This is a genomic window from Caldivirga maquilingensis IC-167, assembly GCF_000018305.1.
Classification (GTDB): Archaea; Thermoproteota; Thermoprotei; order Thermoproteales; family Thermocladiaceae; genus Caldivirga; species Caldivirga maquilingensis.
The window spans coordinates 624,201-637,781 of the sequence record NC_009954.1 but is presented as its reverse complement, the minus strand read 5'-3'; the positions used below and the strand labels follow the sequence as shown (position 1 = coordinate 637,781).

Annotated in this window: 11 protein-coding genes; 4 read left to right on the top strand and 7 right to left on the bottom strand. The window is 41.3% G+C overall.

What is annotated here, in order from left to right:
• Positions 1-181: 181 nt before the first annotated feature.
• Positions 182-316 carry a hypothetical protein gene (locus tag CMAQ_RS10915; RefSeq protein WP_269479086.1) on the bottom strand — a complete coding sequence of 45 codons (135 nt, stop codon included), beginning with the start codon at positions 314-316 and terminating at the stop codon, positions 182-184.
• 137 nt (positions 317-453) lie between these two features.
• On the opposite strand from CMAQ_RS10915, the gene CMAQ_RS03070 reads away from it, so the two are divergent.
• Both CMAQ_RS03070 and CMAQ_RS03065 read left to right on the top strand, forming a co-directional pair.
• Positions 454-1,119: a DUF3834 domain-containing protein gene (locus tag CMAQ_RS03070; RefSeq protein WP_048062641.1), complete on the top strand. Its 666-nt coding sequence runs from the start codon at positions 454-456 to the stop codon at positions 1,117-1,119.
• Entirely contained in the window at positions 1,119-2,288 is a 1,170-nt protein-coding gene (locus CMAQ_RS03065) for an MFS transporter (protein ID WP_012185664.1), read from the top strand. The genes CMAQ_RS03070 and CMAQ_RS03065 overlap by 1 nt, the downstream gene beginning before the upstream one ends.
• 7 nt (positions 2,289-2,295) lie before the next feature.
• On the opposite strand, the gene CMAQ_RS03060 is transcribed toward CMAQ_RS03065, so the two are convergent.
• Positions 2,296-4,866 (bottom strand): glycosyl hydrolase-related protein, encoded by a 2,571-nt coding sequence (locus CMAQ_RS03060; RefSeq protein WP_012185663.1) that lies wholly within the window; start codon positions 4,864-4,866, stop codon positions 2,296-2,298.
• A gap of 103 nt (positions 4,867-4,969) precedes the next feature.
• Here CMAQ_RS03060 and CMAQ_RS03055 point away from each other — a divergent pair, with 103 nt between their 5' ends.
• Positions 4,970-6,010: a TrmB family transcriptional regulator gene (locus CMAQ_RS03055; RefSeq protein ID WP_048062640.1), complete on the top strand. Its 1,041-nt coding sequence runs from the start codon at positions 4,970-4,972 to the stop codon at positions 6,008-6,010.
• A gap of 108 nt (positions 6,011-6,118) precedes the next feature.
• The gene (locus CMAQ_RS03050; RefSeq protein WP_012185661.1) at positions 6,119-8,491 is read left to right on the top strand and encodes an ABC transporter substrate-binding protein; all 2,373 of its coding nucleotides are present in this window, start codon (positions 6,119-6,121) and stop codon (positions 8,489-8,491) included.
• Between the two features lie 345 nt (positions 8,492-8,836).
• Here CMAQ_RS03050 and CMAQ_RS03045 read toward each other — a convergent pair whose 3' ends face one another.
• The 5 genes from CMAQ_RS03045 to CMAQ_RS03025 form a co-directional block, all read right to left on the bottom strand.
• Positions 8,837-9,874, bottom strand: coding sequence for an aldo/keto reductase (locus CMAQ_RS03045; protein ID WP_012185660.1), 1,038 nt, complete (start codon positions 9,872-9,874; stop codon positions 8,837-8,839).
• Between the two features lie 74 nt (positions 9,875-9,948).
• Positions 9,949-10,401, bottom strand: coding sequence for a 30S ribosomal protein S15 (locus CMAQ_RS03040; protein WP_012185659.1), 453 nt, complete (start codon positions 10,399-10,401; stop codon positions 9,949-9,951).
• Positions 10,402-10,518: 117 nt separating this feature from the next.
• Positions 10,519-10,956 carry a CBS domain-containing protein gene (locus tag CMAQ_RS03035; protein ID WP_012185658.1) on the bottom strand — a complete coding sequence of 146 codons (438 nt, stop codon included), beginning with the start codon at positions 10,954-10,956 and terminating at the stop codon, positions 10,519-10,521.
• Between the two features lie 83 nt (positions 10,957-11,039).
• The gene (locus CMAQ_RS03030) at positions 11,040-12,179 is read right to left on the bottom strand and encodes a PhoH family protein (RefSeq protein ID WP_012185657.1); all 1,140 of its coding nucleotides are present in this window, start codon (positions 12,177-12,179) and stop codon (positions 11,040-11,042) included.
• A 295-nt stretch (positions 12,180-12,474) separates the two neighbouring features.
• Positions 12,475-13,482, bottom strand: coding sequence for a phosphate signaling complex PhoU family protein (locus CMAQ_RS03025; RefSeq protein WP_012185656.1), 1,008 nt, complete (start codon positions 13,480-13,482; stop codon positions 12,475-12,477).
• Positions 13,483-13,581 lie beyond the last annotated feature (99 nt).

Genomic DNA, 13,581 nt, shown 5'->3' with positions numbered 1-13,581 from the left:
CTCCTTCTACCCTAATGGGTGGGTTCCCCCCCTTAGGACTGGGGTTTATGGCTACACCTCAGATTGCTGTTGGTTTCAGGCGCTTTACTCCTATCCCGTATAGTGTGGGACTCAGGGTTATAGATCCGCTTTGAACACTTTATTATGCCTGTAGCATTTGAATAATCCTCTTGTTATCCTTTTATGGTTCTCCATTACCCTGCATATCAGGCATATTTTCGAGGTGCTTCCCCATTGATATGCTCAACCCTATCCTGTATTCCTCACCAACCTCCCTCAGTCTCTTCAGTGGATAGCTACCTGAGAATTGCTTCACACTTAGTCCACTTTAAAGTATACAAAGCCTATAAATTAACCTTCACCCACACCTTAAAAGACAAGGCTTTCAGCTATAAAGGCATGTGGTTAGTGTAGCGGGAAATGTTTAAAAATATCGATATCGGTAATGTCATCATGAAGATAGTAACCGCACCGGGTCCTGTTTCATACCCTTTAATACTTGCCTCAAGGGATTATGGTGACTTAGATCTTGTATTCGCTAAGGGTAAGGAGACTGAGAACGCCTATGCAGTGGCTGATTCACTAGTGTCCTTGATTAAGAATGATTTAAGAATAGACATGGTAACAGTTAAGAGACTAATGTTCATTTATCCTAAACTACAGGGACCTAGGATTGCCATCTGGAGACGCGGTAGTGCAGCGGATTTACTTACTAGAGCATTATTGGATAAGGTTGGGTTAAAGGCTGAGCTCGTCTATGCTGATGACTGGTACTCTATATTTAACATGCTTAATAGAGGTGAGGTTCAAAGTGCTGTACTTAACTTAGGAGTACTTGAGCATAATGATGCATTTTTAGAGGAATTAATTAATGCACCTGGAGCCTGTGGTGCCTACGTGAATGGTAATCCGCAATACTTCATAGATGCTTATACAGCCGGCATTGAGGCTATTAGAAAAGACCTAACTAATGCCGCCGATTACATAGTGAGGAAGTTACCGATCACCATCCCTAAGGAGTTCATTGAGAATATTCTCAGGAGGGTTAAATACGGCATATATGATCCTGGCGACTACGTTAGTTTTATTAATGTTGTTAAAAGGTATAGTGAGGCTTAATGATTAGGGGGCATTACTTAGGATTAGCGCAGGCATTATTAATAATAGTACCCTTAACAATAGTGGTTAGGGCATCTAATAATATGTTAATGACTACAATACCCTTACTAGCTAGGTATGGCTTTCACTTCAGTAATACACTTATTGGCTTATTATCAGCCTTAACAGCATTAATGACATTCCTAAGTAGTGGTTTAATTAACTCAAGGTTAAGGTCATGTAATAGGAGATTAGCATTCATAGCGTCTTCAGTAATATATGCTGTGGCTTATCCATTATTCTGGTTATCAACACCATTAACCATATGGCTGCTTTCAGCCATTGCTGGATTCACCCTAGGCTTCCTAATGCCTAACATAATAACCTCAGCAAGCCTACTACCTGATAGGAGGACTAGGGAGAGATTACTCAATATTTACACGTTGTCATTAAGCATAAGCCTAATACTAGGTCCAGCTATTGAATCATTGATACTTAAATACTATAGCCTAAGGGAATCCTTCCTATTCTTCACAGTATTCCCAATACTTGCCTTAGCCATAGCCCCATTCATTAAATTCCCTGAAGAGACAAGTAATGATTCATTAATTGCCGTGAGCAATGTATTATCTAACCCTGGATTCTTAACAGCCGTCTTAAACATAGCAACATATAACGTGGTCTTCTCCTTCCTAATGGCCTTCGGTGGTATTTATGCTAGGAATTCCTTTGGATTAAGTTACTCAACGGTTGAGACTTTGTTCTCATTATTCTTCGTAACATCATTCCTAGGTAGGCTTTACTTATCAATTAAACCCGCTGAGAGACTTTGGCCACTTATGAGTAGTGCAGTTTTATTGACTGTAATTGGTATTGCATTGATAGGTTTAATTAATAATTTATTGATATACATTATTGCATTGCTATTACTGGGTATACCACATGGTACCACTTATCCATTATCAGTGGTTGCCATATCAAGAGCGTTTAAACCACAGCATAGGAATATGGCTAATAGCCTATTCTTCTCATTCATGATGCTCATAGGTATAGTAACACCAACAATAACAGGCTATGTAGCGGATTTAATAGGCATAAGGAACACATTTATAGTACTAATACTGCCTGTGATTATTATCTTACTGTTCCTGAGAAGGTACGTGAATGCTGTTGATAAGCCACTTGGTTAGTTTCAACTTAACTCCTCTTCACCACTATGGTTAAATATGACCTTGGCTTAACACTTACCTTTAATTCACCGTTAGTGAATTCACCAAGTTCCTCAATGGGTTCCTCAAGTGGGTTTGCTAAGTATGCCTTGTAGCCGTTTAGGGTTCTTGACCTTATGGTTAATGATTTGGCTTCACCATCAACCTCAAGTAACCTTAAAACAACACCATCACCTAAATCCCACTTCTTAACCGTAGTCACCACCACCTCAGGTGGATCTATTGTTAAGTCACCATTTATGGCTCTTCCAATTACCGGTGATGAGAAGAATCTGTGGGCTTGGCTTGGTTTAATGGCTCTACTACTCGTTAACCTATAGGTGAAGGTGAATGAACCCCCTTGAGCAGCCTTGTAATTAGTATGCCAGTAATTATTCATTACGTAGGAGAATAATAAGCCATTATTCACTTTAACACTACCCCTCCATACACCATCGAAGATACTGCCAATGGTTACTAATGGAGCCTCCTCAGTGTAGAAGGCTATGTCGAATTCACCCTTAAGTAAAACAATGTTATTTGCCGCAAACCAATTGGCGCACCCACCCTCAATGAGTTCATTCTCCACGTCAATGAAGGCTCCAGGCTCCTCAATAAGCACTCTGGGTTTACTTAGGTTGAATGGAAAGGCGAAGTAAACACCCTCCTTATCGTAATTCTCAGACTTATCCACAGTATTCCTAATAATCAACTCCCTGCGGGCCTTAGGTAGAGTAATCTCCTTCCTAATCTTACTAAGGTAACTATCAGACTCAATAACCACGGTAACCACATCATCATTTTCATAAACCCCAGTAACCCTGCTTGAATACTCCCTAATAATACTGAAGACTGGACCAGTGGGTTCACCTTCATAGAGGTAATTCAATATAGTCCTCTCCATACTAGTTCCCTTACCCCCAAGTACGTAGAGGTATTCATCGAGCGTGTATTTTGAGGAGTCTATTAACTCAACGTTAAGCTCCTTATCAATGACACTAACTACCTTACCATCCTTAATAGTGACCTTATAGTAGGGTGATTCAATTAATAAATTCTTAGACTCAACACTCCTCCTCACTAGGGGCTTCCTGATGAATGGTCTTGAGGCCATTGACGGTAACTCAACGTAAGTATTCTCAATAATGCCGCTGACCGTGAATGGATATGGATTACTGACGTAATCACCCCTAGTCAACTCCATAGCCTTATTAAGGGCCTTATCAGCGAAACCAGCCTTAATACGCCACTGCTCTAGGACACTTGGATTATAGGGATCACTGACTGAATTCCATGCACCCCACGTATGCTCATCAAAGTAAATTACGCTTCTCCAAGCCTCATCAATATCCCCTTTAGGATACCTTAAGCCCTTAATGTAATCGAAAGCGTAGGCGACTTCAGCAAAATACAGAAGCTTCTTAGCCAGCCTTAATGCAGCCAACTCCCTAGCCGTTGAAGCTGCCCCATCCTCCCAGTAGGCTCCGAAACTACCCTTAATACTATTGATCTTACCGTTAACCTCGCGTTCAATCTCATGGAAGAAGTCATCTGTAGTAGAGATTATTAACTGGGGGTTCTCCCACTTCTCATTAAACTCCCTCACAACGTCAATGAACCTATCCGACGCAGGCCAATTATCAATGAACATTCCGTAGAGTAGAACATTCTCATACTGGTAACCCCTCTCCTCAAGTGTCGTTAGGAAGTGTGCTAAACCAGCCTCAGCTCTATCCAGGCTTATTAATAAGCCCGCTGACCAACCCTGGTGGTAACCATGGAAACCTGGTATTAAGCCCCCGTAACCACCGCTAAACCATGCCAATACCCCATTACCATCAGGTCCAATCCACTTGAAGGGTGACTTAAGCCAAGTATTCAACTTATGCAATGGTCCCCTATCTGGATTAGCGCCCTGAATATAATACTTAATGCCGCATGAAGCCAGGACACTTGGTAACGCGTACACTGCGCTTGGTATATCATTTAAGGCAGCCGTCTCAATACTGAAACCCGCTCTCCTTAAATCCCTAACACCGTAAAATAACCTAATCAACTCCTCATGATTACATAACCCGGTTAATACGTTTAATGGGAAGGCTTGAACACCTATGAGGCCCCTCCTATTAGCGTCCAGAAGCTCCATAATCCTACCGAAGGGTTGCTCAGTAACCTCAATGACGAATTTACCACCCCTAGAGGATATTTTAAGGGCAACATCCATGTTACCCCTGTGGATCTCCTCAACCCTAGATTGAACATCAGTATAACCGTAGTCTGTATGGACGGTTGGAGCAATATGAACCCTAAACTTCCTAGGCTCCTGAAAATTAGGCTTAAATGAATAGGATTCACCTGTCTCGAACTTAACCTCAATAGATTCATTGGGCTTAACCTCAGTAAGGAACCAGTTTAACCCTGAACCAGCAGTGAATTCACGGTCATTAACAGTGAACTTAACTTGGTAAGGTGACTTGTTCCTAACGTATATTAAAAGACCCCTTAAACCACTCTTAGTAATGAAACCAGTGGGCTTAACCCAGGCATCAATGTTACGCATTATTTAGTTGCATACATACTGGTATTTAAGAATATTGGTATAAGGACTTTAAATACTTAACATTAACCTTATAAATAAAGTTGATGAGTACAATTAGTGGGGTATGACTATAGATAGAGATTACTTATTAAGGGTATTAACTATGATGGGGTTAACCAATAGGGAGGCTGAGGTCTTCCTAACAATAGCCGAGAAGGGTGAGGCAAGTGTTAAGGATATACTGGAGTCAGTGGATGTTCACCAGCCTCAATTATATAATATATTATCAAGCCTACTTAGGAGGGGGTTCATAAAGGTTTCAAGCAGTAGGCCTAAGAAGTACAGTGCCTATAACCTCTCCACAATAATAGATACCTATATTTCATCGTTCTCATCAATTAAGGAGGTTGTTAAAAGAATAGAATCGCCAATACGCAGTAGTTCCCAAATATATGTTTCATATGGGATAGATGGCTTAAATAACGGCCTAGTGGAGGTTATTTCAAATGCACAGGTGGAGTTATATGGTGAGATACCTAGTTGGATTCTTAGGAAGAACCTAAGGCTATTCATGGATGCATTAGGAAGAGGAGTTAGACTATATCTACTGGTTTACCCAAGTATTAGCGAAGAGGATCTTCATCCACTGAGGGAGTATGAGGATGCCGCGTGGATTAAGGTGAATAAGCTTGGGGACTTCCTTCTACTTGCCGCAGACCTTAGTAAGGGTGTTTACGCAAGCAGGAGATCACTAACAGTTAATGAGGGGTCTCATTGCTACATAATTCAGGATAAAGACATAATAACTAGATTCCTCACAATATTCAATTCAACGTGGAAGGAATCAGAGGATGCGCTATACGTAGACCCAAGTAGGGGCAAGTACCCGCGTAAATTCCTTAACATACACTTTGCCTTACTGACCCTTGAAGCATTATTAACACATGGCTATAACCCTGTTGTATCGGTTAAAGGCATACTCCTGAAGAATAATGAACCAATAGAGGTTAGGGGGGTTGTATCATCAGTTAACATGCTTAATAGAGTATCTAACATTGTGGTAAGGAGTAATGGCAATCAATACACTATTGGAGGATATGACGCTGAGTTAGAGGATATCGAGGCACAGGAAGTAGTAATAGAAAGCATAAGCCCCAATGCATAAGGGGAATTACCATAATGGTGGGTAAGAGCTAGTGAATACTAGTTTCATACTACACTTTTATAGTAATTTCGGAAAACTTTAAATACTAGTTCTCAGTTTCTAAAATGTATGGGCAAACTAAGTATCTCTAGACATATATGGTTAATACTAGGTGCAATAGTAGTTATGTCAATAAGTATAGCTAGTGCTCAGTCATCATACCCCACGTACACCCTTTACTATGCAGCACCATGGTACTACGTTGTTGTCCCCCCATGGCCTGCCCCATGGTATAACCCATTCTCATCCCTAAGCCTTTGGCCAATATGGTGGGCCAGTGATTATGCGCCATTAGCATTATGGAACCCGACTACTAATGAGTTTTGGCCTGTTTTAGCCAGTAATTGGACTGTGTTTCCTCAGAATAAGACCTTGATAATCTACCTTAGGCATAACTTATATTGGTTTAATGGTTCAGCCACAATACCCTTCACCGCATGGGATGTTTACGCATACTTCTACATTGAGGCGAAAGCCTTTAATGCATATTCACCTTGGATTAGTCCTCAGAATGCTGATAAGGACATAATAGTGCTTAATAATTACACCATTGAATTCCACTTCGATGTATGGTCACCCACAGAGTGGATATTCATACTTATAACCAGGCCTGAAACACCATGGCCAGTCTGGGAGAACGTAGTAAACGAGTTAAAAACAATGAATGCCAGTGAAGCCTACACCTTTGGGCAGAAGAATATAACTGAAATGGTTGTACCATACTGGAGCCTAGGCCCATACTATGCTAGTCACGTTAGTCCACAGACAATTACTGTTCAACTAGTGCCCCAGCAGTTGTTGACTGAGTGGGGTAGCGTGTTTCCATTCCACACATGGCAATACTACCCAGAGTTAAATGCCTATATTTCACTCTCCTCAGGAACAACTCAATTACTTGAATTAATGGCTACCCATAGTAACTTCTTCGTACTTGGGTGGACTGCACCACCTTCAACATATCAGGTCGCCATTAAGGATGGTTACGTATTTAACCCAATGCCAGATATCTCAACCATGGGATTCTCAATACCGGCATACTACCCATTTAATATTCCTGCTGTCAGACAAGCATTTGCATACATTATCAATAGGACTGAGGCAACCCTAGCATGGGGACCGCCACCATACGCCTACTATCCAGTATGGATACTTGCACCAGCCCCAGCTCCTAATGTTGTCCCTGGTCTATGGTCAACAATACCCGAAGGCATTAGGAGCATGGTTATTAATTATACTGTTAATTGGTCTTACGCCTCTCAGTTACTTGAATCAGCTGGCTTAACCTATAAGAGCGGCCAATGGTACCTACCCAACGGAACACCACTAACACTAACACTATACACCGACGGGCGTACTGACTGGTTAACCATAAGTTCTGAAATAGCTGCACAATTAGGGAAGTTTGGAATACCAACTAAGGTCATTTCTGTTGAGGCTGCAACATATTCCACTGAGGAGACTACGTGTAAATTACCTGATAATGTTGATTTCATATATGCAGGCCTTAATAAGGGTGGTTATGATACATTCTGGGTTTCCTTAACTTCAGCTCAATGGAATGGCCCTGCATTATTCCCAGCAGCATGGTGTATTAACGGCACCACTACGCCTTTCGCCTACCCGATTGTTCAGAGTAATCAGATTACCGGCTGGTATTGTAAACCATTAACCACCAACCTACCTATACCGAATAATACAATTATCTGGTGCATTAACTCAACCTATGGTCTCATAAACCTAACCAATTGGGAGGATGCCATAACGGCTGCTGAGCCTGGTTCATCAACATACTATGAGTTAATTAAGGCATTCTACGCATGGTCCGAGTACTGGGTACCAGCAATTCAAATAGGTACTGAGGCGATAGCTCAGGGTGCTGTACCTAAGTATGTTAATATGGGGTGGTTAATGAAGTGCATACCGTTTAATGCATCTAAGTACAGCGAAGCAGCATACACGTTAGAGTATCCTCATGGAATGTCAGGAGCATCCTTCGATACAATAGACTTAGTATTCCTAGGTGGATTCGCACCTCAAGGCGTGATGCCTCCTCTAGCTCAAGCTATTGTTAATGGTTCATTATGGACTAAGTATCCTCAGTATGCGGCATTCATTGGTTTACCTAATCCTGATCCTCAGTTGCAGGCTTGTGTAGCATCGTACTTCCATGTACCGTATACTCCAGTTACTTCAACTACAACGACTTCAACGACTACGGCCACAACAACCTCAACAACCACTGTTACTTCAACTGCCGTTGCTACTGTGACTAGTACTGCCACTGTAACATCAACAAGCACAGTAGTAAGCACAACAACCACTACGGCAGTAAGCACAGTAACAGTCACAAAACCAGTAATAAGCACAACACTAGTAATAGGAATAGTAATCATAGTAATAGTCATAGCCATAGTAGCAGCAGTACTAGCATTAAGAAGATGAAAATGAATCAATGATTAATTAAATTAAAACTATCTTCTTTTCCCTTTATTCCCCTAAACCTATCATGCTCATTAATAGTTTAAATATTTTAAGGCCTTATGTTAGAATTCTTATTAGCTTGTATTTATTCCTAACTTAATTCTAGTCCTTAGGAAGCTATAATGTACTTAAAGCCTTATTAATAATGGTGATTATATTGAGGGGTTTAAGTAGTAATCAATGGATGAATGCTCTAAGGTCTCAACATAGAAGCTTACCTCCTTAAAGGTTAGTGAGTTATCTATATTTTAGTCAATGTATGAGCCATGAAACTTAGAATTTGATCCTTTTATCATTATTTAATGATTATTGGGAGGTGTAGGTCTTATATATGTCCTCAAGCCTCTTCATTACGTCATCATTTATTTTAACGTTTAGGCTTTCTAAATCCTCCTCAAGTTGCTTAACGCTTGTTGCACCTATTATGGGTATTATAGTTACCCCAAGGCTTTCACCCTTCTTAAGCATCCATGCTAATGCTAACTGGGAGTCACTTACACCTAATTCCTTAGCCACCTCGTGGAACTCCATGAGTATTTTAAGATTCCTATCAGTGAAATACCTGCGCCTCATGCCCTCTATGTAATCTGCCCTGGACATTTCAGGTATTCTCCAGGTCTTCTTCTCAAAGTCCACGTATTTTCCCGTTAATACTCCCTGGGCTAATGGAATGTAGGCTAGTATTGCCATGCCGTATCTTTTAGCTACAGGTATTTTATCATTCTCAATCCACCTCTCAATATAATTATATGGTTCCTGCATTGTTGTGAAGGGTTCTAGGTTGTGTTTGTCGGCTAGCTCCATGAATTCCACTATGTCGTGTGCTGGGTGATTGCTTTCACCAATATAATTCACTAAACCATCCTCAACAAGCTGATTCAAAGCCCTAAGAGTCTCAATCTTAGGAGTATCGGGGTCAGGGGCATGTATTTGATATAAATCAACATAATCTAAATTAAGCCGCCTTAATGATTCCTTTATTTGCCACCTAATGTGTTTTCTAGATAATCCTTCGCCATTGGGCCAGGGTGCCATGCGGAATCTAACTTTTGTTGCTATGACTAGTGATTCCCTATCATACCCCTTAAGCACATTACCCAGTATCCTCTCAGCATTACCGGCGTGGATGTAATCCGGCCCAGACATCGTCCCATGGTATACGTTGGCTGTATCAATGAAGTTAATACCCAGGTCAATAGCCCTCCTAATTATCCTAACAGACTCCTCCTCATCAACCTTATAAACACCATACTCATCCCTAACCCTAGAAGGAGGAAGATGCCACATGCCGAGGCATAGTTGTGAAACCTTAACCCCAGACCAACCAAGCTTAACATACTGCATAAGCTGGTTAGTCTTTAACCCTTTTAACTATTACTGAGGTAAGGAGGCGTTATTTAATTTCATTATTCTTGTCTTTAAGTCGCCATGGCAAACCTCTCCGGGCTGTAGGTGAAGTCTAATGGAAGTACGCCAGTCCTCTTGTAGTACTTAATTAACCTATGTATCTTGGATTCAGTTAGTAATAAGCCTTTCTTAGCTGACATATCCTTGGGATGCTCCTCAAGATGCCTCCTAATGTTAACCGCCCTCCTAATTAATGCCATTAGGTCTTCAGGTATCTGGGGCTTGAGTCCATTCTCCTCAAGTATCTCAGTAATTCTCTTATTTGTAACAATCTTAACCAGTGGTATACCGTACTGATCCCTAAGTATAACACCTATTAGTGATGGTGTGAAACCCCTCCTAGCTAATTCAACCACAAGCCTCTCCACATCCTCAGGACTGTAGCTTAACCACGGTGGTATTGTCTTAGTTGCTGGCCTAACTGATCCACTACTACCACGTTTATGCCTAGACCTATGCGGCACGGTGAGTCCTAATCCCCTAGTTTTATAAACTTTAAATGACCCCTCCTATTAAAGGGAATTGAATCTAAGAAAGGTAATGATTTTTATTAGCCTATAATTAAATGATATTGCCTAGAATTAATCAGTGCATGGTATTGGTTCCTCAGTATCATTAACTACCCCCTGCTCAGCAAGTGTCCTTAATCTAATTGATTCACCCACAATATCCCTTATTGAGACTACACCCACTGGATTATTATTATCATCAACAACCACTAAGTGCCTTATGTTTAACTTATGCATTAGCTCAGCTGCTTCATGTAGTGATGATTCATGGTTCACTGATATTACACTCTTAGTGGTTATTTTCTCAATGGGGTCGCTTGGGTTTACGCCATTAGCCACTGCCCTTACTATATCCTTCTCACTGACTACACCGGTCATTCTCCCATTACTCATAACCACGAGCAGGCCTACGTTATTCCTAGTCATTACCTTAGCCGCCTCCTTTATGGGTGTTGCAGCATCTACTGATATTACTCCACTCCTCATTAGTTGATTAATTTTCACTGACATTAGGGGACTGAGGGAGGTGTGGTAAATAAACTTTTTCAACTGCAGAATATTTATACGACAATAGTCGAATCACTTAAACAACGCTATTGCTCCGTTGGCTGCTCCTCCTCAATAGCCCTCACGCCAATGTTCAATAACCTCTTGAAAACCCTATCAAGAAGCCTAATGTAGGTTCCCTTAGGCCCAACGAAGGCCCCCATTTCCCTCCTCAAGATCACTTGTAACTCAGGTCCAGCGAAATCAACATCAACAATGTGCTTAATTATCCAGCTTATTGGATGTATTGTTCTAATCCACTGCTTAAAGTCAAGGCTCATTTCAACCGTTCTTATTAACTTGAAGCCTGAATCATTCTCAATAGCCTTAATCCTCTCCCCACCCTTACCCACAACCCTACCTAAGTAACCCTCCTTAGCCACTATTAATGCATCTGGGGCATTCTCAGACTTTATGTCTAGGTTCTCCTTAATATCCCTAAAGCCCACCACAGTGACTACATCCGCATCTGGGGCATGAACCCTTATAACATCCATTAACTTCTTCTCATCATCATTCAGGCTCCTTCTCCTTAACCTAAGCTCAAACATTAATTTAAGGCCCCTCTTAGCTCCAGGTCTAATTATATCCTTCAAACCTAAGTCAACAACCATAGCCTTCTCCTCATTAAGCAGAACCTCCCTCATTAACGTTGCGCCATCCTTCTCAATACCCAATGGCCTCTGCAGTATTGGATCACCGGCAATTATCAACCTAGCGTTCCTACCCATCCTCATAAGAACCTCAGCAGCGTTCTCTGGGGGAGCATGCTGTGCATCATCAAGCAGTATCACTGATTCATCGAAGGTCCTACCCCTTAGGTAGCTAACATCAGTCACTATAACTCTACCATCCCTAAGCATCTTCTCCATATCATCCCTAGGCACCATGTCGCCTAATATGTCGTACAGGTATTGCCCAGCAACCCTATAGTATAAGTCACCTAACTCCTCAGGGGATTCAAGCTTACCACTGGTTATGTCTATTAAAGGCCTAGCTATTATGAGCCTCTTAAATCGACCACTTAATACCGCTGAGATGCCGTAAATCACCGTTATGAAACTTTTACCAGTCCCAGTTGGGCCAAAGGCTCCAACAACCTCATTACCATCATCCTTAAGTACATTAATTAACCTCTCCTGCCCCATTGTAAGTGGCTTAACATTATCAAATAGGCTGGACATCATGAACCTTACCCCACCTTACTTTTAAATTTTATAAGGCTAAGGCTATCATTCAAGCCCACTGGAATCCTCAATATATGCAGTGAGGCATAGGCGATTTAAGCATTAAACCCCTTATGTATAATGAGGCTTTAGGTACATTAATGTAAGGATCATGATTATTGTAATTTAATGCTAATTCCTGATATGGTTACTAACATTAATATTATGTAGATGCTGTATTAATTCAATAGAGGTTAAGTACATGATGTTGATGGGGGATTAATGTTAAACACGGTGATGCCCTTAAAGGTATGGTTCATAAGTACGTGTCAAGAGTTATTTCAGCAATATCGTACGCGTAGGCAGCTAACCTACCTATTGATTCAATCACGAGGTTTAATGGCCCCGTTATGTTGTAGGCCTTAAGCATATTACTCACCTCAACCCTCCTTTGAGCAATATTATTCCTCATATCTAACACGGCCTGCGCCTTATCAACATCCCTACTTAGGAAGGAGGATACTGCGGATTTATGAAGGTCACTAACCTCATCACCAAGGGCCAGTATTAGGTCTGCAACATCCTCATTAATTGAACCAATCTCAAGCATCCACTGGGCAATCCTCCAGGAATGGTCACCTGACCTCTCAAGGGATTTAGAGACCAGGAGACAGGATAAGAGTTCAGGCCTATCATCAATCTCAACGCTCCTCACGCTTATTAAACCATTCACAGCCATGTTTATTAACCTGTGTATAAGCATATAATTCCTATCAACATCGTAATCCCTATCCATTATATCCCTAGCCATACTAAGTCTCTCCTCAGGATCTATTTTAATCAGGCTTAAGGCGTCCTTAAACATTCCTGAAACAACATTACTCATCCTGGCTATGAAGCTTTTAATAGGCATATTACTAGTGGGGGATAGTACAGTTACCTTGACCTCACCATTACCGTAACTTATGGTCTCAACTATGGGTACGCGGACACTGATCTCCCTAGTGACTTCATCAATTAACTCCCTATCCACACTACCAGTGAACATAACCCTAATTACCTGGGCACCCTTAATGAACGCGCTTATAACCCTCCTAATAACTGAATCAGAACTCTCACCAGGCTTAACCTCAATAACCCTCTGTGTTTCAACCTCATGAACCATTAATGCAGGCAATACGGCAATCTCATAACCCCTAAACTCCAGGTAGACTGGGTTACCTGCATTAATCCCAAGTACCTCAGCCCACCTCTTGGGTATGGTTACGGCTAAGGAGGACTTACCAGCTACTTGAATCTTCCTAACCTCAATGGGATTCTTCACGTGAACGCTAATTAGTTAAGCCTAATAAAGGTTGTTCCTTACCCATTACCTTAAACACCAGTTTCATAACCCAACCACACTTCACGTGAATTTAAATGC